The sequence below is a fragment of the Oceanobacillus sp. FSL K6-3682 genome, assembly GCF_037976165.1.
In the GTDB taxonomy this organism is placed as follows: Bacteria; Bacillota; Bacilli; order Bacillales; family Amphibacillaceae; genus Oceanobacillus; species Oceanobacillus sojae.
The window spans coordinates 1,827,179-1,845,277 of the sequence record NZ_CP150263.1; the positions used below are offsets into that span (position 1 = coordinate 1,827,179).

The 18,099-nt window shown below is 36.5% G+C and carries 20 protein-coding genes; 16 read left to right on the forward strand and 4 right to left on the reverse strand.

The window, feature by feature from the left end; all coding sequences use genetic code 11:
• The first annotated feature begins 76 nt into the window (after positions 1 to 76).
• From MHH51_RS09215 to MHH51_RS09270, 12 genes are all read left to right on the forward strand, one after another.
• Positions 77 to 793, forward strand: a complete 717-nt coding sequence (locus MHH51_RS09215; protein ID WP_339285698.1) for a response regulator transcription factor — start codon at positions 77 to 79, stop codon at positions 791 to 793.
• Positions 790 to 2,541 (forward strand): HAMP domain-containing sensor histidine kinase, encoded by a 1,752-nt coding sequence (locus tag MHH51_RS09220; RefSeq protein ID WP_339285700.1) that lies wholly within the window; start codon positions 790 to 792, stop codon positions 2,539 to 2,541. Before MHH51_RS09215 ends, MHH51_RS09220 begins: the two co-directional genes overlap by 4 nt.
• Before the next feature lie 132 nt (positions 2,542 to 2,673).
• Complete coding sequence (locus MHH51_RS09225; protein WP_339285702.1) at positions 2,674 to 3,384, forward strand: response regulator transcription factor; 711 nt, start codon at positions 2,674 to 2,676, stop codon at positions 3,382 to 3,384.
• Positions 3,381 to 4,838, forward strand: a complete 1,458-nt coding sequence (locus MHH51_RS09230) for a HAMP domain-containing sensor histidine kinase (protein WP_339285704.1) — start codon at positions 3,381 to 3,383, stop codon at positions 4,836 to 4,838. Before MHH51_RS09225 ends, MHH51_RS09230 begins: the two co-directional genes overlap by 4 nt.
• A gap of 3 nt (positions 4,839 to 4,841) precedes the next feature.
• Positions 4,842 to 5,921: a hypothetical protein gene (locus MHH51_RS09235; RefSeq protein WP_339285706.1), complete on the forward strand. Its 1,080-nt coding sequence runs from the start codon at positions 4,842 to 4,844 to the stop codon at positions 5,919 to 5,921.
• Between the two features lie 195 nt (positions 5,922 to 6,116).
• Complete coding sequence (locus tag MHH51_RS09240; protein WP_339285708.1) at positions 6,117 to 7,142, forward strand: hypothetical protein; 1,026 nt, start codon at positions 6,117 to 6,119, stop codon at positions 7,140 to 7,142.
• Positions 7,143 to 7,148: 6 nt separating this feature from the next.
• Positions 7,149 to 7,340: a hypothetical protein gene (locus MHH51_RS09245; protein WP_339285710.1), complete on the forward strand. Its 192-nt coding sequence runs from the start codon at positions 7,149 to 7,151 to the stop codon at positions 7,338 to 7,340.
• A gap of 13 nt (positions 7,341 to 7,353) precedes the next feature.
• The gene (locus tag MHH51_RS09250; RefSeq protein ID WP_339285712.1) at positions 7,354 to 7,536 is read left to right on the forward strand and encodes a hypothetical protein; all 183 of its coding nucleotides are present in this window, start codon (positions 7,354 to 7,356) and stop codon (positions 7,534 to 7,536) included.
• Between the two features lie 286 nt (positions 7,537 to 7,822).
• The gene (locus MHH51_RS09255; RefSeq protein ID WP_339285714.1) at positions 7,823 to 8,026 is read left to right on the forward strand and encodes a hypothetical protein; all 204 of its coding nucleotides are present in this window, start codon (positions 7,823 to 7,825) and stop codon (positions 8,024 to 8,026) included.
• A gap of 39 nt (positions 8,027 to 8,065) precedes the next feature.
• On the forward strand, positions 8,066 to 8,251 hold the full coding sequence (locus MHH51_RS09260) for a hypothetical protein (protein WP_339285716.1): 186 nt from the start codon (positions 8,066 to 8,068) through the stop codon (positions 8,249 to 8,251).
• A gap of 390 nt (positions 8,252 to 8,641) precedes the next feature.
• Complete coding sequence (locus MHH51_RS09265; RefSeq protein ID WP_339285717.1) at positions 8,642 to 9,436, forward strand: ABC transporter ATP-binding protein; 795 nt, start codon at positions 8,642 to 8,644, stop codon at positions 9,434 to 9,436.
• Positions 9,433 to 11,193 carry a hypothetical protein gene (locus MHH51_RS09270; RefSeq protein ID WP_339285719.1) on the forward strand — a complete coding sequence of 587 codons (1,761 nt, stop codon included), beginning with the start codon at positions 9,433 to 9,435 and terminating at the stop codon, positions 11,191 to 11,193. Before MHH51_RS09265 ends, MHH51_RS09270 begins: the two co-directional genes overlap by 4 nt.
• A 207-nt stretch (positions 11,194 to 11,400) precedes the next feature.
• Here the strand turns inward: MHH51_RS09270 and MHH51_RS09275 are convergent, their stop codons facing one another.
• Positions 11,401 to 12,513 (reverse strand): citrate synthase/methylcitrate synthase, encoded by a 1,113-nt coding sequence (locus MHH51_RS09275; protein WP_339285721.1) that lies wholly within the window; start codon positions 12,511 to 12,513, stop codon positions 11,401 to 11,403.
• Between the two features lie 111 nt (positions 12,514 to 12,624).
• On the opposite strand from MHH51_RS09275, the gene MHH51_RS09280 reads away from it, so the two are divergent.
• The 4 genes from MHH51_RS09280 (at position 12,625) to MHH51_RS09295 (ending at position 15,442) form a co-directional block, all read left to right on the forward strand.
• A complete protein-coding gene (locus tag MHH51_RS09280) occupies positions 12,625 to 13,506 on the forward strand; it encodes a LysR family transcriptional regulator (protein ID WP_339285723.1) in 882 nt (293 codons plus the stop codon).
• A 301-nt stretch (positions 13,507 to 13,807) separates the two neighbouring features.
• Positions 13,808 to 14,158 (forward strand): PadR family transcriptional regulator, encoded by a 351-nt coding sequence (locus tag MHH51_RS09285; protein ID WP_339285725.1) that lies wholly within the window; start codon positions 13,808 to 13,810, stop codon positions 14,156 to 14,158.
• A complete protein-coding gene (locus MHH51_RS09290; protein ID WP_339285726.1) occupies positions 14,136 to 14,801 on the forward strand; it encodes a DUF1129 family protein in 666 nt (221 codons plus the stop codon). Before MHH51_RS09285 ends, MHH51_RS09290 begins: the two co-directional genes overlap by 23 nt.
• A 365-nt stretch (positions 14,802 to 15,166) precedes the next feature.
• Positions 15,167 to 15,442, forward strand: a complete 276-nt coding sequence (locus MHH51_RS09295; protein ID WP_339285728.1) for a hypothetical protein — start codon at positions 15,167 to 15,169, stop codon at positions 15,440 to 15,442.
• 62 nt (positions 15,443 to 15,504) lie between these two features.
• Here MHH51_RS09295 and MHH51_RS09300 read toward each other — a convergent pair whose 3' ends face one another.
• The 3 genes from MHH51_RS09300 to MHH51_RS09310 form a co-directional block, all read right to left on the reverse strand.
• Positions 15,505 to 15,828 (reverse strand): transposase family protein, encoded by a 324-nt coding sequence (locus MHH51_RS09300; RefSeq protein ID WP_339285730.1) that lies wholly within the window; start codon positions 15,826 to 15,828, stop codon positions 15,505 to 15,507.
• A gap of 197 nt (positions 15,829 to 16,025) precedes the next feature.
• Positions 16,026 to 17,240, reverse strand: coding sequence for an ABC transporter permease (locus MHH51_RS09305; RefSeq protein ID WP_156985532.1), 1,215 nt, complete (start codon positions 17,238 to 17,240; stop codon positions 16,026 to 16,028).
• On the reverse strand, positions 17,218 to 17,940 hold the full coding sequence (locus tag MHH51_RS09310; protein WP_147208546.1) for an ABC transporter ATP-binding protein: 723 nt from the start codon (positions 17,938 to 17,940) through the stop codon (positions 17,218 to 17,220). Before MHH51_RS09310 ends, MHH51_RS09305 begins: the two co-directional genes overlap by 23 nt.
• Positions 17,941 to 18,099 lie beyond the last annotated feature (159 nt).

Consider the following 18,099-nt stretch of genomic DNA (forward strand, 5'->3'; position numbering starts at 1 on the left):
ATAAATAAAAATAGCACCGATTTGTTCAACTGTTCGTAAACTTGCTGTGTTAAGCTACCTATTGGAGGTGTTGTACGTGGAGGAACAGACAGATATTTTAATTGTCGATGATGAAAAAGCAATTGTGAGTATGCTGGAGATGATGCTGAAGAAGGAAGGGTTTCAGCATGTACATAAAGCTTATACAGGGCAGGAAGCCATACATATATTAAAGGAGCATAAAATAGAAGTTGTTATTTTGGATGTGATGCTGCCGGATGGAAGCGGATTTGATTTTTGTCCGAAGATTAGAGAGCTTACGGATGCCTATATTCTCTTTTTAACGGCAAAAGTATCTGACTTAGATGTGTTAACAGGTTTTGCGACAGGCGGAGACGACTATGTTACAAAACCATTTAATCCATTAGAAGTAGCGGCAAGAATCAAAGCGTATTTAAGAAGGAAATCAACTAAAAAAGAAACCTATGCATTTGAAAAATCCGGTAAATATGACTTTGGCCGTTTTATATTGGATGAAAATGCAGGAGAACTGAAGGTTAATCGAGAAAGCGTTCCGTGTCCAACGCAGGTTTACTTACTGCTTCTTTACTTATGTAAGCATCCGAACAGAATTTTTTCTAAAGCGGATTTATTGGAGGCTGTTTGGGGATTTGAGCATTATGCAGATGAAAATACCGTCTCCGTACATATTAGAAGAATCCGTGAAAGAATTGAGGTCAATCCGAGTAAACCGGAATTACTGCTGACTGTACGGGGACTGGGATATAAATTGGTGAAAGGGAATGCCTTATGAAGAAATTACGGAGCCGGTTGTTTTTTCATTTTTCGATTCAGTTTGGTTTTATTTCTTTGTTAATGATTGTTGTTGTTTTTACTGCCTTTTTTATCGGTTTGTATTACATTTCTAACGAGGATAGAGAAGCAGATTATTATCAAGCACAATTAGAGGAACTTGCAATTGAAGTAGGTGATCCATACGATTATAAAGAAATGGGAAACGATATTAGTGATGTATTACCAGAAAACGTGTGGCTGCAAATTATAGATGAAGGGGGAAACGTGATTGAGTCTGAAAATGTCCCGGAAGATTTAAAAGAAAGTTATAAAAGTTTTGACATGGTACAGATGAAGGAGCGGGAACAGCTGGGAGAATCTGCTGTAAAATACTCATTAGAAAAACCTTTGTATGGGAATGGAAACGAATATTTATTTGTACTGGGTTATAAAGATTCAGGAACAATCCTGATGAATGAATTGGTAGAAAACGTCAAGATCAATGGTAGCATTCCTGAAGCAGACAAGTCTGAGGTAGAAGAAAAATTGAACCGGCTGGAAGGAACACTTGTTATTTATAATGAAGCAGGGAATTTGGTTCAACAGTTTGGAAATCAGGAACAAGTAGAAGAACAACCACTAGGAATGATTGAGAAAGACACTTCTCCAGATCATTTCTCTGAAAAACAGTATACTTTTTTAGATAGAGATTCAGGTAACTCATGGATCTTATATACGCCAAATGAACAAAATCAAGATATGCCATTAACATTATATAGAAACATTACTCTTGTATTCGTTGGGTTAGCTGGGATTATATTGCTAGTAACTGTCTTTATCTCTTTCTGGAACAGCTTCCGCTATGGAAGTCCTTTATTTATTTTTTCAAATTGGCTGAACCGCATGGGAAATGGTAATTATGAAGAAGTGTTAACAGAGCAGGAGAAGAAAAATGTATATCGTAAAAACGGCAAATTAAAAAGACGATATAAATTATATAAAGAGGTTTTTCAGGCATTTGATGATATGGCTGCTAAACTAGATGCTTCGCGAAAAGAAAGAGAACAGCTGGAAAAAAGCAGAGAGGAATGGGTTGCAGGGATTTCCCATGATTTACGTACGCCTTTGACTACCATGGAAGGCTATGGCCGCTTGCTGGGAAATAGGGAATATGACTGGTCGAAGCAGGAGCTTCAGGAGATTGGAGATACCATCACTGATAAAAGTAATTATATGGTTGATTTAATCGAAGACTTTACGCTCAGCTTTAGGCTGAAAAATGATGCCAATAGCCTAACATTCAGCCTGGCTAACATCAATGAATTTATGAAACAGATTTTGGAGAAGTTTCAAAAGGATGTAGCCTTTAAGGATTACCAGATTATATACAAACCCATTCATCCAGATAAAAAAATAGAAGTCAATGAGCGGTTGCTTGAAAGAATGATAGATAACCTGGTGTACAATGCCTGGAAGCATAATCCGCCTGAAATAGCAATAAAGATCGAAGCAGCTGAATCGGGAGAAGGAAAAGCATTGGAAATCAGAATTATTGATAATGGAATCGGGATGGATGAAGAAACACAAAAGCATCTGTTCACCCGCTATTACCGCGGAACCAATACAGAAGAGAGAAATGAAGGAACAGGGCTTGGCATGAGTATTGCTTTACAAATTGCCAAGCTGCATCAGGGAACGATTTCTGTTCAGTCTGAAGAAGGTCTGGGCACAACTGTAACAGTAGTTTTGCCCTGCGATAAAGAATAATTAAAGAACGCGTTACAGTGTATATGAGGCTGTAACGCGTTCTTACATAACAATTATTAACTAAAAATAAAGATTTCAAAGTCAGCATAATAGATGATTTATACTAAAAGTAGTAAGAGAAGAGGGATCCCGATGGAAGAGAGAACTAATATTTTAATAGTAGAAGATGATTATGAAATTGCCCGTATCATGAAGGATCACTTAGACAGAGAAGGATATCAGGTGACATGGGCATCAACTGGTGTGGAAGGCTGGGAGGATTTTAAAGCAGGAGCCTATTCAATGGTACTTATCGATTTGATGATGCCGGAGATGGATGGCTATGAGCTGTGTGAAAAAATCCGTTTGGAAAATGATGTTCCCTTATTAATTGTCAGCGCAAAAGGGGAGGATGACAGTAAAATTAAGGGATTGAATTTAGGTGCAGATGATTATTTAACCAAACCGTTTAGTCTCAAGGAATTAACAGCTCGTGTCCAGTCCCATTTAAGGAGGTACCAGCGCTATACAAGTAAAAACTATGATTCGCAAATTTCACAGTATACACATGGATTAGCCATTGATTTCTTAAATGACGCGGTTTTTTTGGAGGATGAGCTTCTTGTTCTGACTGCGAAGGAAAAGGAAATTTTATTTTTACTTTCCAGAAATCCGTTTATTACGTTTGAGAAAGCGCAAATTTATGAGCATATCTGGCAGCTGAAAAATGTAAATGGCAATAATACCGTGACAGTGCATATTAAAAGTCTCCGCACAAAATTAATGGATACTGGAAAGCAGGCGAAATTTATCCAGACGGTTTGGGGAGCGGGATATCGTTTTGTAGGAGAGCAGCTATCATGAAGATTAAAAATTGGCTGATGGTAAGTCATCTTGTAGTGATGCTGCTGCCAGTAGTGGCGGTGTATCTGCTGTATGTCAGTTTACAGAATTATAATCAGGAAGAGGATTTAAAGGAATATCTTGAATTTCAAAAACTTGTTTCGGATTTAGATAGCGAGTTGAATGATGCGTCTTTATATAAGCGTGTAGGTGATGAGAGATACCAGCAATTGCAGAAGTTGGGAAATGCCAGTCTTCGAGTTGATCTATATCGTTATGACGGTGTTCAATTATTTTCAACGATGGAGCCGGAAGCAATTTTTACTATGCAGAAGTCTCAAGATACACTACTTGAAAATTTAAATGAAATGCAGAAAAAAGTAAGAACCTATTCATATAAAAAGTCAGTGTTTGATGAAGATAAACAGCTGGCAGGTATCTATGAAATTACACAAGGAAGAGAAGCTTGGGTAGAAACTACGAATCAAAATATGCTGATTATGCTGATTTCTTCAGGTGTCATTTTTATCCTTCTATATGCTATCGTCATTACAGCAATTAATCGAAAACTGAATCGTCCGATGAATCAGTTGCAGGAGCATATGCAAGCATTTGCAGATGGAAAGGAAATGGATAAAAAGCTCATTCAATCACGAGATGAAATTGGTGAATTAAATACCCATTTTGAGAAAATGAAAAATCAAATCATAGAAACTAGAGAAGCTCTTGTGAAAAAGCAAAAAGAGAAAGAATATATGATCGCTGCTTTATCCCATGATTTAAAAACACCACTTACCGTTGTACGAACGTATACAGAGGCTTTGGAAGATTATGATTTAACCAAAGAAGATCGAGCTGAATATCAAACGATTCTCCATGATAAATTAGAGCATATGAAACAAATGATTGATGATTTATCAATATTTACAGCACTCCAATCATCTAAAAATACGCTGCAGTCTGTACAAGTAAATGGAAATGAATTTTTTGAAATGTTATTTTCCGGCTATGAAGAGCCATGTGCAAGAAAAGATATCCGATTAACTACAGAATGGGCAGTTCGTAATGCATACGAACTCGATCCGAAGCAAATGATCCGGCTGGTAGATAATCTAATGGATAATAGTATTCGATATACCCCGCAGCGCAAGCAGATTTGGCTGGCAGCGGTTGCATCAACCAAGTCGTTACCAGATTGGATTTTCCCGTCATTTAAAGAAGAAGTGAACAGATGGAGAGAAGCGGGAACAGTTATTCTGATTCAAAACGAAGGAAAAGGAATGGAAGAAAGTCAGTTAGAAAAAGTATTTGAACCATTTTATCAAGATAATGCATCAAGGGGTAAAGGAGCAACATCAGGTCTAGGCTTAAGCATTGCGAAAATAATTATGGAAAATCATAAAGGGAAAATAAATATATGGTCAAGTGAAAATGAAGGAACTTTATTTGTATGCTGGATAAAAGAAAGGGGATAAAACATGTTAAAACGTAGATGGAAGGAAAGCTTAATCGGACTAATTATTTTTACAATCGTATTAGGAGGCTGTTCGCAGGATATGCAGGTCTCTGCCGAGGAAATCATTCATAATGCAATTGAATCAGAGAAGGAAATTACTGATTTCTATGGCGAAGCTGAAATGAAGATGTTTGAAGGAGAGGAACTGGCAGAACAGATGATTATGAAAGAATATCATTCAGGGAGTGATAGGAAAATTGTAATGGAAGGGAAATTGCAAGGAGAAGAGGCAGAGGCGTTAAACGATGGTGAAATGATGCAGGTATATGATAAAACAAACGAAACCGTAATGGAAGTAGATACTTCGGAAATGGGAGATATATATGCATTAAGCCCAAAGGAAAATTTCCAAGCCATGATAGATACAATGGAGGATTCGCATACTTATGAAGTAGTAGGCGAGGAAGAACTCCTGGATCGAGATACCTTCCATATTAAGATGGAAGCAAAAGAAGCAAATAGTTTATTAGGAGATACAGAGGTGTGGGTAGATAAGGAAACATGGATTGTTATAAAATCAATCTCTGAAGCTGCTGAGATTCGAACAGAATCTGAATATACGAAACTTGATTTTTCACCAGAGTTTGATGAGAATACGTTCACAATGGAGATTCCAGATGACGTAGAAATTAATAATATCGAGGATATGTTTTCTTCTGATTCGGTGACATTAGAAGAAGCAGAGGAAGCTTTGGGTCAGGAGTTTTTAATCTTTCCGGAAGAGGACATTCAAATTATGGATATACAAGTGCATGATTTAGATAATGAACAGTCAGGGGAAGAAATACAATTAAGCTATGGTACCAAAGAAGGTGTTTCATTATTCGAACTGTTTATTTCTATTGCTGATGAGGATACAACAATAGAAGACCCCAATATGGAAATTAGGGGAACTCCGGCAGAATATGAAGAAATGTTTAGTAGTATGAAATGGGATGAAGACGGTTTAAATTATTTTGTAATGCGGATGGATAATGAAGAAGGAGTAGATGATATCGTCGAATGGGCGGAAGATATGGTGTTGAGTTCGGAAGAGGATTAGATTGATATGTTATATCGAGGACGGTAAGGAAAGATTTGGTATATATGTATTTGATCATTATTGCATTTATTTAAAATCTCTCACTATCGGTCCAAGAATATAATATTCGCATTAAAAAGGCTAAATATCATCCATTTCAGTTGAAAACGGTCAAGGATAGTATTTAGCCTTCTACCATATTAGGGGGAGAAAAATATGAATATATCCGCAGAAGAAATTATGAGGAAGGCAGCTGAATTAGGGAAGGGAATAGAGAATTATTATACTTTATCAGAATCAAAAGTATATAAAGGAAAAGAATTAATAGAGCATAGTATCTTAGAGGAGTACGTTGCAAATGGAAAAAGAAAAATAGTTACTAATGACCAGCTTCTTGGAGAAGATGCGAAGTCAGAAGCATGGAATGATGGAGAAAAAGTAATTATCTATGACAAGCATAACGGACGTGCTTTTAAGCTGGATATAGCAGAGGATGAGAATATACAATCATTGGATCCAAAAGAGAAAATTAATAATGTGATGGGCATAATGAATGGTTCTCATGAGTTTACATTTATAGGAGAAGAAACAATACTTGATTTCGATACAGTACAAATAGATGCAAAAGCTAAAACATCGAATCATTTGTTTGGAGATACAGTATTGTGGGTGGACAAGAAAACAGGATTTATTATAAAAATGATTTCGAATAATGGCGGTGTTCAAACTGAGATGCAATATAAAGAAATAGATTTCTCACCGGAATTTCCAGAGGATGCATTTACTTTGAATATTCCAGAGGGTGTTGAAATAAAGGATTTAGAAGCATACGCTCCGGATACAGTAACATTAGAAGGAGCAGAAGAAATTCTTGAACAGTCCTTTTATCTATTTTCAGAAAAAGAATTTAATTTAAAAGATGTTGAGATACATCATATTGAAGGGGAAATAACACGTGATGAGTTAAATTTAACTTATTATTCAAAAGAGGATGCTCCAATGTTCTATTTAACTATTTTTCATTCACCTGAGGGTATGAAAATAGAAAAAGCTGATTTGAAAATCCGGGGGAAGCAGGCAAAATACGAGAAGATTGTAAATAGTATTACCTGGGATGAAGATGGCTTGCGGTATGCCATCATTCTGATTAACCCGGATATTGAAAAAGAAGAAATAATAAAGAAGGCAGAAAGCATGGTGTTGAGTTCGAATTTAAATAGACAATCTTATAACAAGAGGTGATTCACCGTGAAAAAAGTAAAGATACATCCCCTTATTATTGTCGCCGTATTCATCAATACATGGGGAAATGGATTTTCTTCTTATCGTCTTTATGAGGATGATAGAGCAGCTGCTATTATCTTAGCAGTGTTGTGTTTATTTACATTAACTTTGGCTATTTACGGTATTATCCGTAATCAGAAAATAAAAGAAAGGTAAGGAGATGTTGAGTATGTCACCAGAAGTTATTGTCAGAGCAGCGATAGTTTCTATCATTATTTGGATTATCATGTCCAAGGAGCTTGTGAAACCTTCAAAAGAGCAGAATGGGAAATTAATTGCTTTACTAATATATGCAGGGTGCTTATCAACAATTATATTGATGGTTCCACTTTATCAAAATCTTCCGTTTTAAAAAAGTAAAACTAATTATAATCGTTCCTGGTATATACATTTTCAAACTAATTCTTAGAAAAGAAGTGATAATAAAAAATGGTTAACTTTATTTTAACGGTTATTATTGCAGCCGCAGCTAGTTTAATTGCCTTCAATGAGAAAAAAAAGAAGAAATAGAGAGTTTAAGGAATTAACCTGTTATTGATTGAAGCAGTTCGATGCCAAGAACTTTATGCTGTTAATCTAATGACCAGAAAGTATTTAAAAGTTTATAATAAAGGGATTTAAGAGAATGGAGAAGGATTATGGAAATTACAACAATTTTTACTGTGTTTGTCGTAGTATTCACGTCAATAATTTTGGCATTTTTATATTACTTATATTTTTGGGGATATAGTAAAGGAGAGCTTTCGAGAAAAAAATTAGTCAAATTTATTGTTATAACTGCTTTCTTTGGTGTTTTTGGTGCTGGCGGTTTAATATTCAGTACTGTAGACTTTATGAGTTGAAGAAATTGATTAAGCAAAGATGAAGTGGAGGAGTTAAAAGTGAATAATAAGATTACATATATCATATTTCCATTAAGTGTACTGGTAATTCCGTATTTTATGTTTCAAATTATACATCATACCGGTAACCTTAGTTGGCAAATTTATTCAGGCTTAATGATTATTTGTTCAATTATCGCTGCATCATTTATTGTCAGTCATTGGAGAGACGTGAATAATCAATAAGTTATGACACTATGAAATCTATTTGAATAGCTAATATCGTAATTTAAACTATTTTATAAGCAGTGAAGGGTTTGTAATAATTAGGGTGCTGTAAAAACGTTAATCTGAGTTGTTGCAATTTACATAGAAACAAATGCCATTAACTTCTGCTTTCCTCATCTTCTTTATGTTATTGCCCTTTTTAGTAAGGCTTAGTAATAAAGAGGAGAAAATATATTAAATGTAATTCAACTTATCGGAATTTGTTTGAAATGAATTAATTGAAAGTTAATAATATTTACTGTATAAAAGCAGATAACAAGAGTATTGAATTGGTTGTTGAAGAAATAGCAGAAAAACAAAGTGACTCTTTTACCGGATAAATGAATGGGATACACAGGGGGCAATAAAATGAGTGAACAATCCATTAAAATTTTAGAGCTTGAAAAGAAATATGGAAATCAAGCTGCTGTCAAACAAATTAATTTTGAAGTGAAGAAAGGAGAGCTGTTTGGATTTTTAGGGCCAAACGGAGCAGGGAAAACAACGACGATTAAAATGATGACTGGATTGCTTGAACCGACAAGTGGCACGGTTGAAATAAATGGTTACGATATTTGGAAGAATCCGCTTGAAGCAAAAAAGAAGATTGCTTATGTTCCAGACCAGCCAAATTTATATCCGAAACTAACTGGCTGGGAGTATTTAGAGTTTGTAGCATCAGTATTTCAAATACCATCAGGTCGTTTTAAAGAACGGGGGAATAAGCTGCTGTCCATATTTGGTCTGACGGATCGGGCTGATGAATTGATTGAAGGATATTCTCATGGGATGAAACAAAAGATAGCAATCTGTGGAGCACTTATTCATGATCCGGAAATCTTATTTTTAGATGAACCGACAGTAGGTCTTGATCCAAAAAGTGCGCGGAATCTAAAAAATTTGCTTAGAGAAGAATGCGATAATGGCATAACGGTGTTTTTAACAACGCATATCCTTGAAATAGCGGAGCAGATGTGTGACCGGATTGGTATTATTTCAGATGGCAATATTATCGCTCTTGGAACAATGGATCAATTAAGAGAAAAAGACGGCCGTATGGAAGGAAGTCTGGAAGATATATTCCTGGAGTTAACAGGCAGTGATGATCAAGAAGCGGTCATTCAGGAGATGGCGAAAGAGGATCAGCCAGGTGACCCATTATGATGAAAAAATTGATCAAAAACCAGCAAAGAATATTTGTGAATACACTTAAATCTCAAGATTTGAAAAACTATTTTGCTTATCTTGTTATTTTTGCAGTTTTGGCTGTTCTGTTATTTTTATTTTCTCAAACGATATGGCGAATCGCTGGTTCGCTGACTGAGCCAATGCTGGCCGGTATCTTTTCCTACAGCATGTTAATGATAATTGGGATGGTTATTTTAATAGGGATGCCTCAAGTGTTTAAGCACATGTACTCGGCAACTGATTTAGAGTTTCTATTTACATTCCCGATTAAAACAAGGCATATTTTTCTAATGAAATATATTCAAAGTTTTATCGGTACACCTTTATTTGCTGTTTTCTTTTTTTTAATACCATTTACTGCTTATGGAGTGGCTAGTGGTGCCAGTTTTTTATATTATTTTGTACTCTTGCTTGTTTTGCTTGCAACATCAATTATTGGACTTTCCATCGCCTACCTGCTTAATTTAATTGTTATACAAATTGTGCCTGCAAGCCGGGCAAACGAATTTATGACTGCGATGAGCTTTCTATCAGGATTATTTGTTTATTTGATATTTATGTTACCACAGATATCAAGTGGCCGTTCACTTACAGACTCCCTCATGGCAGGGCTTCCGGTTTTACCAGATTGGGTGCCGGTAAGCTGGGGGAGTGATGCAATAATTAGTGCAGCGAATGGATCAATGGGCTTTTTCCTGCCTATGATTTTATTTATATTACTCACTGCTGTGCCGGTTTTACTTACAACGATGTTAGTTGAGAAAGGTTTCCGTACGGGCTGGATTAGAATGAGTGAGGGAAGCCGTAAAAAGAAAAAGCGTAAACCTAAAAAAGAACGTGCGCAGGGTGTATCACATCCAGTTATTGCGATCGGGAAGAAAGAATGGCTTTCCATTAAGCGTGATATGAGGGAATGGATGGCATTTTTACCGCTCGCCTTTTTCATTGTTTTTCCTTTAATTGGTTTCATAAGTGGTGACGTCAGCTTAAGTGAACTACGTGGATTTAATGAAATTTCATGGCCAATTGCTCAAGGATTTTTTCTGTTTATTTATGCATTGTTTAACGGACAGCTCGCTGCCTCGGCTATTGCGCGAGAAGGATTATCCGCGTGGGTCTTACGTATACTCCCATTATCAGGGAGAGATATAGCCCTGGGAAAGCTATGGATCAGCTGGTTACTTCCACTCATTATTTTAACAATCTTGGAATGCATTGTAGGGATTTTACTCGGCTGGGCATGGTGGCAGTTTATCGCTGGAATTTTGTTGAAAGCAGGAATTACAATCGGAATCAGTGCCACAGGAATTTGGATTGGAACAATTGGTGCGAGGTATAATCCGGGCAATCCGCAACAGCGGTTAACCTTTGGAACATCCATGATTTTATTATTGTTGGCGTATGTTTATTTAGCTATTTTAAGCATACCTTACGCATTAATGCTTATACCTGATGAGGCAGCTCCACTTGTCGTTGAGATGGGTAATAATAGTTCCGGATTTTTCGGCTTTGTGTTAAGTCTATTCGGTGTTTTGCTTACATGGAAAGCAAGTTACCCAGTTATAGTAACTGGTTTAGGCCTCTTGCTGATGTTTCTATTGTCTATTGGTGTTGCATGGTTGTTCTTGTACGTGAGTGCGAAGCGGATCAATCGTGGTGTCACTATCGATATAGTGAGCGGAACAAGTGGAAAGACTAAGTTTAAATGGAAATCTGGCGGCAGCTTGTATTAAGCTTTGTTCTTTTAAGTGAAAAATTCAATTTTTCCGATAGATGAAGCGGTATTTAATGAGAATATAACTATTTTATGTTCGGTAAACATAAATCTGATAAATCAGATGTGTATCCGCAGTAATAATAGATAATATTATCAGAAAAATTTTTTCTTTATTTATCGATTAATACTTTAGTGCAGTATTACCAAAGAGGCTAGTATTCTCCTAGCCTCTTTGAGTATTTTCTTTAATCATACTCCCCGGCCCAATATACTCAGAAAGTGGCCGGAAAATCCGATTATTTTCAGCCTGTTCAAGAACATGAGCACACCAGCCGGCAGCTCTGCTGGCAGTGAATGTAGGAGTATACAGCATCTCAGGCAGATCTACAGCTTTAAATACAGCAGCTGCATAAAATTCAACATTTGTATAAAGCCTGCGTCCAGGTTTGTACTCTTCCAACAGACGGATAGCTGTATCCTCCACATGTCTGGCAAGTAAAAACCAATCGTCATCGGCCGATAAACTTTCCGTTACATCTCTCAATGCTTCAGCCCGGGGGTCATTGATTTTATAAACACGATGACCGAATCCCATCAATTTTTCCTTGTTATTCAGTTTTTTCCTTAACCAATCTTCAGTATCTTCCGCTGTTTCTATTTCGTTTAGCATGGATATGACACCAGTTGGCGTGCCTCCATGCAACGGCCCCTTCATGGCACCGATAGCTCCGGTAACTGCAGAGAACAAATCAGATTCAGTAGATGCAATCACTCTTGATGTGAAGGTGGCAGCATTCATGCCATGCTCTGCTGTAAGGACAAAATAAGCATTCATCACCCTTACATGTGCATCTTTAGGTTTTTGGCCAGTAAGCATATATAAATAATTGGCAACATGATCTAATTGATGATTCGGCGGAACAAATTCTAAATGATGTAAAGATCTGTAACGATAAGCAAGTATCGTTGGTATCACAGCAGTTATATGGACTGCCTCTTCTAATGTTGGCGGCCATTCCGGTTTTGCTTTTAATGCAGATATACATGTTCTTAAAACAGCCATCATTTCCATATCCTCCGGTAATTCATCGATAATGCGAACGATATCTGCCGGTAATTTTCTTGCTTCATGAAGCTGCTTTTTCAACTTTTCTAATTCATTTTTGCCGGGTAAATAGCCATGCCAAAGTAAATGGACAACTTCTTCAAATGCATGCTTGCGAGCTAATTCATCTGCATGATAGCCGCGAAAAATCAAACGTCCATTCTCACCATCTATAGAACTTAAATTGGTTTGCACGGCGATAACGCCTTCAAGACCAGGTCGAAAACTCATAAAAACCCTCCAATTTTGTTGTTGTTTATATTATAAATGATATATATAATAATGAATATTAGTTATTTAGTTAATAATTGATTAAAAAACATAATCAATTGAGGTGATAATATGAATATTAATTGGTTACGGACTTTTATCATAGCTGCAGAAAATGAAAATTTCAGAAAAACAGCAGAAAAACTGTACATGGCTCAACCCACCGTAACAGCACATATTAAGCAGCTTGAAAGAGATATAGGTACACAATTTTTTAGGAAATCTGGACGCAGTATCGTTCTTACAGAAGCCGGTCGCCGATTCTTGCCCCATGCCCGATCGATATTGGCCTCCTATGACCGGAGTACGCATGATTTGCTGGCCTGGGAACAGGGATATAAAAGAAAACTGAACATTGCTGTTTCTCCATTACTGGCAGCCACGATTCTCCCGTATATTATTAGACAATTTATGGAGCGGCATATAGATATTGAAGTTATCGTGCAGGTGAAGGATTCCAAAGAAATTAGTGAAATGATTGAAAAAGGTGAAGCTGATTTAGGTCTGCTGCAGATGAAGCCTTTACAAAAAACATTATATGTGGAAAAAATAAAAGAAGATAAGGTAGTCTGTGTATGTCCACATGATGGCGGTGATCTGGAAAGCAGTCCGCCAATTGATATCCGCGACCTGTTCGAAAATCAGACATTATTCACTTATAATCACCCAGAGTACTGGGATAATCTATTGAGTGCCATCCATGCAAAGTATCCTAAGGTGCGTACCATGGTCGTTACACAGGTTCATATTACAAAAAGATTTATTGAAGAGGGACTGGGTTTTTCTTTTCTCCCAAAAATATCTCTGAATCGGGAGCTGATGGAAGGGCGTCTGCTGGAAGTAAGAACACCGGAATTAAAGCTTCCAAGGGCATCTACTTATATCATTACTCGTGAGGATACAGAAGAAAACAGGTTATTCCAATCTTTTCTCAAAGAATATTTCACATATTAGCCCGGCATTTTCTGGCATCGGAAGATAATTATTAGAAAAAATATTTTCCATTCAATTGGAGACCCTTTTTAAGACAACTTATTACCGTTTATATTCTCATAGTTTCAAGTAACCTATTTTATAAAAGTATTCACCCTCCATATGAACTTGACAATAAAAATGATAATATATACAATAAAGGCAACTACTTGGTTATACAAAGTAGTGATAAAATAATTTATTATGCTAATGGATATACAGATCATTAGCTTTTTTACAAATAGCTATCTTGTTAAACAATATAGTATTTGGAGTTGATGTGATGTCGATACGGAGTCAGCTGTTAAAAGGGATTTTAGATGGCTGTATATTAGCTGTGATAGCAGAGGAATCAGTATATGGCTATGAGCTTTCAAGGAAGTTACAGCAGGTTGGATTAAGCGATGTGAGCGAGGGGACGATTTATCCAGTTTTATTACGCCTGCAAAAGAATGGCATGATCGAAGGAGAGATGAGACCTTCTGATTCTGGTCCAAATCGTAAATATTATGATATTGCCAAGCAGGGTGAAGAAGCGCTTGAAATGATTCAGGAGGAATGGCGGATTTTAGTAGATCCAGTCAACAAATTATTGCAAAGGGGGAGAATAAATGAACGCGAAACAGATGATTGAAGAGAATAATCAAAAGCGGGAGCAATTAACCGTTGATAACGAAAAATATTATTCGGATCTTATGCTGTATATTCGGACAAATTGGCAAGTATCCGAACAGCATACAGAAGAATTATTGCTTGAATTATTGGACCATTTACTTGAAGGGCAAAAAGAAGGGAAGACCGCAATTGATATATTTGGGGAAACACCTAAAGATTATGCTGATCAATTAATTGAACAGCTTCCTGAAGAGAAAAAAAGGTCTTGGTTTCCCTTTATTGCTACCTTGTTTGTTCAAATTATCTCGTATGTTTTAATAATTAGAGGGTTGGTATTACTAGTGTTCCCGTTATTTACAGAGGTAAATGATCAAGTGAATATTTTTTCATTATTGATTACTACTATTTTCCTGGGAGTTGTGGTTGCGGGAGTTGTCCGATATATTTTTAAAGTAATTCATCGTTCTATTTTTGAAGAGAACAAAGCTGCATGGAAAGATCCTGTAAAGGTAGGTGCAGTAGCTGCTGTAAGTATGGGAGCAATCATTTTACTCAGTGTATGGCTGCCTGAAATCGGCCCTTCTTTCCATTTTACCTGGTGGTTATCTCTTCTTTTTGGTGTAGTAGTATGGAGTATCTCCAAGGTGTTTAAAAGAAATTAAAAGGTTATAAGTGTTCTAAATTGTCCCCGATTATTCAAGATAGACGGGGACAATTTATGTTTTAAATGATTTTAAGTTCCTATTCAAAAGCTACCGATTAGAGCCTTTCTACAATAGAACATCATACTATATTCTGCTAATAGATGTGGCACGTTTTATTGCCAGAATGAAATGGAGTGGAGGAAAAGTTACCTCAAAAGATTGGTGAGGAACCGACAATAATGAATTCTAAAATGGTAATATCTGATAAAAAACTTTTCATTGGTTACTATCCTATAAGGTTTAGTACAAAAGACTTGAAAATGGTACAATTTTCTAATGCTAAACCTTAAAATGAATATTTTAAACAAAGAGGAGGAACACAAATGGAAATTAGTCAAGCAACGATGAAAGATTTAGAGGGAGTATCCAATTTATTTAATTTGTATCGTGTGTTTTATCAACAAACATCAGATTTAGAAGGTGCTAGGGCATACATAAAGCAATGTTTAGAACGCAAGGATTCTGTGATATTTGGGTTCTATGTCAAATGTGGTGGTGGAATAATCATTCCCCACCTCTTTTTTTATGAGCTTATTTTAATACAAGCTTTACCTCTTGTTGCCATAGAATTTTCTTTCTCATTCGCTCAAATTTTTTAATTCCATAAGATAGTCTCTTTAATACTTTAATGGTGTTATTTACTCCTTCTATGTAGCCATTATTATAAGGGAACGCTCGCCATACACCGTTGATACCGTTGAATCATTTGTAAACGTTCATAAAATGTGTGGTGGCACGACGTAGAAATATAACGTCTCTTTCGCAGGGAAATATGAATTTCTTTGGTCGTAAACGCTGGTCCTTGAACGCTTTGCCAGCGATAGCCATGCATCCGCTTGGTCCTCTCTCCGCAAAAAGGACACTTCTGCTTGCGTTGTTTCGTGAACAATTCCGCAATAAAATAATTTTCTTCTTCTCTGATATCCCACACATCCACATGTGTATCTTTAATTCCTAACAACTCTGTGATAAAATGATGGTGCACTCTTTTCCTCTCCCATTCCTTTTGTCTCGACAACTCAAGGGTAACAGAGAGAGGAAACTGAGTGTATTTTTTTGTCTCCATTCCATCTGACGATGGAACGGAGGACACCACCACATTCAGTATAGAGCCATAAAGAATGGATTTTTTTGTCAACAGTTAAAAAAATCTGAGTTTACTTTATCATAATCACGTTACTTTTATACCTTCCGATACCGCCGCATACCTAAAATATTCAGCGTAACAAAAACAACAATAAATAAAACTAAAATAGATAATGGAGCTATTATCTCCCCAAGTGTGAATCCTTTTAAAACAACATCAATCATCGTATTTCCTGCATAGTACAATGGCATAATCGGTGCAATCCATTGCAGCCAGGGTTCCATTGTATCTACGTTCAGCATGCCAGAGAAGAATATCTGCGGAATAATTACAAGCGGAATGAATTGAATCATCTGGAATTCGCTGCTGACAAATGTAGATAACAGAAGACCAAGTCCTAGTGCAACAAAGCTTAATAAAATATTGATAATAAACATGTTGGTAATTGAACCGGCGATTTCCATATCTAAAATGTACACGGAGTACAAAATAATAACAGCCGTCTGCAAAATAGCAAAAATCCCATATCCAAATAAATATCCAAATACAATCTCAGATTTTCGGATTGGCGTAGACAGCAATTTCTCCAATGTGCCGCTGCTTCTTTCCTTCAGCATTGACATGCCGGCAATTAAGAATACAAAAAAGAATACAAAAAAGCTGACTAAAATTGGATTTAAAATTTCAAAAAAGGTATAGCTCTCATCACCATAAATATATTCTACGGTAATCGGGTCTTCGTCCATATTGATTTCCGAATCTATTTCGGTATCAACATCTGTGTCTACACCCAAGTCCGTATTTATATCCAGGTTCTGAGCTGCTTCAGGTGGAAGCTGGTCCATCATTTCATTGATACTTTCTACCATATCTTCTACACCAGCTGACATATCTTCCATATTATTTATCATGTCATCAATATTGTCGGAAAGGTCATTTAAATTCGTTTCCATTATTGCCTGTGAGCTTCCCTGGATAGCAGGACCTTCATCCATCGGGTTGTCATTAAGGATGGTTAATGTCCATTCTCCATTCTTTTCCTCCAAAACACCACTGGCATTTCCATCTTCCAAATAAGACTTTATATTAATCTCGTTTTCTTGTTTTACAATCATATCATTGTCTTCCAAAATATCAATTACATCATCACTGACATTGACAACGGCAATAGTTACTTCATCATCCGGGTCAGGAAAAATATAATTCAGCAATGTAATCACAAAAATAGGAGCCAGAAATAAAAGTGCGAGGGTACGTTTATCACGCAGGACTTGTTTGCAAATCCGTTTAATTAGCTGCAGCATTCTCATATTCTTGTTCCTCCAATTTCAAAAAGACCTGATCAATATCGCTGACACCAAAGTTCTCTAGTATTTCCTGAGGGCTGCCGCTTGCTGCAATCCCTTTATTTTTCATTAATAAAAGCTGATCGCACTTCATGGCCTCATCCATAATGTGCGTGGTAATAAGCAGAGTGCTGTCCTTTTTTAAATCATGCAGCTGATTCCAGATGCTTAATTTGAGAACAGGGTCAATTCCGACAGTCGGCTCATCTAAAATTAAATACTTGGGCTGATTGATTAGAGCAATCGCCAGAGATAGGCGGCGTTTCATCCCGCCGGAATAATGCTGAACTAATTTCTTTTTATCCTGCTCAAGCTGGACTAAATCCAAGATAGATTGAACATTCTGTTTTGAGATTTTATTGCCATACATATGAGCGAAAAACTGGATGTTTTCCAGACCGGTTAAATCATGGTATAGTGAATCACTTTGAGCCATATAGCCGATTTTGTTTAAGAGCTTACGGTTTGGAACAGCTGTATCGTCAATTTGGATAGAGCCAGTATCGTGTTTTTCCATTCCCATTAAGCATTTAATCAATGTTGTTTTACCTGTACCTGATGGACCAATCAAACCGGTAATTTGGTTCGCACCAATATCTACGGATACATTTTGCAAGATAGTTTGTTTACCAAAGCTTTTAGACATATTGGATAGTTTAATCATTTCTTGCTGTCTCCTCTCTAAAACATATAGTGAGTAATCACTCACTATATTAACAGAAAAAATAAATGATGGCAATTCTTCTTTTGAAAATCCATAATAAATTAAAAAAAGGGGAAAGCTGAATCACAATTTTAGACGATAAGAAGCAGGATCCTAATG

What these genes read in the sequence shown, in the direction of transcription:
- MHH51_RS09220 (WP_339285700.1), top strand. Translation starts at nt 790, where the DNA reads ATGAAGAAATTACGGAGCCGGTTGTTTTTTCATTTTTCGATTCAGTTT.
- MHH51_RS09295 (WP_339285728.1), top strand. Translation starts at nt 15,167, where the DNA reads ATGGAAATTAGTCAAGCAACGATGAAAGATTTAGAGGGAGTATCCAAT.
- MHH51_RS09250 (WP_339285712.1), top strand. Translation starts at nt 7,354, where the DNA reads ATGTCACCAGAAGTTATTGTCAGAGCAGCGATAGTTTCTATCATTATT.
- MHH51_RS09240 (WP_339285708.1), top strand. Translation starts at nt 6,117, where the DNA reads ATGAATATATCCGCAGAAGAAATTATGAGGAAGGCAGCTGAATTAGGG.
- MHH51_RS09310 (WP_147208546.1), bottom strand. Translation starts at nt 17,940, where the DNA reads ATGATTAAACTATCCAATATGTCTAAAAGCTTTGGTAAACAAACTATC.
- MHH51_RS09235 (WP_339285706.1), top strand. Translation starts at nt 4,842, where the DNA reads ATGTTAAAACGTAGATGGAAGGAAAGCTTAATCGGACTAATTATTTTT.
- MHH51_RS09225 (WP_339285702.1), top strand. Translation starts at nt 2,674, where the DNA reads ATGGAAGAGAGAACTAATATTTTAATAGTAGAAGATGATTATGAAATT.
- MHH51_RS09230 (WP_339285704.1), top strand. Translation starts at nt 3,381, where the DNA reads ATGAAGATTAAAAATTGGCTGATGGTAAGTCATCTTGTAGTGATGCTG.
- MHH51_RS09270 (WP_339285719.1), top strand. Translation starts at nt 9,433, where the DNA reads ATGATGAAAAAATTGATCAAAAACCAGCAAAGAATATTTGTGAATACA.
- MHH51_RS09290 (WP_339285726.1), top strand. Translation starts at nt 14,136, where the DNA reads ATGAACGCGAAACAGATGATTGAAGAGAATAATCAAAAGCGGGAGCAA.
- MHH51_RS09255 (WP_339285714.1), top strand. Translation starts at nt 7,823, where the DNA reads ATGGAAATTACAACAATTTTTACTGTGTTTGTCGTAGTATTCACGTCA.
- MHH51_RS09275 (WP_339285721.1), bottom strand. Translation starts at nt 12,513, where the DNA reads ATGAGTTTTCGACCTGGTCTTGAAGGCGTTATCGCCGTGCAAACCAAT.
- MHH51_RS09305 (WP_156985532.1), bottom strand. Translation starts at nt 17,240, where the DNA reads ATGAGAATGCTGCAGCTAATTAAACGGATTTGCAAACAAGTCCTGCGT.
- MHH51_RS09285 (WP_339285725.1), top strand. Translation starts at nt 13,808, where the DNA reads ATGTCGATACGGAGTCAGCTGTTAAAAGGGATTTTAGATGGCTGTATA.
- MHH51_RS09265 (WP_339285717.1), top strand. Translation starts at nt 8,642, where the DNA reads ATGAGTGAACAATCCATTAAAATTTTAGAGCTTGAAAAGAAATATGGA.
- MHH51_RS09280 (WP_339285723.1), top strand. Translation starts at nt 12,625, where the DNA reads ATGAATATTAATTGGTTACGGACTTTTATCATAGCTGCAGAAAATGAA.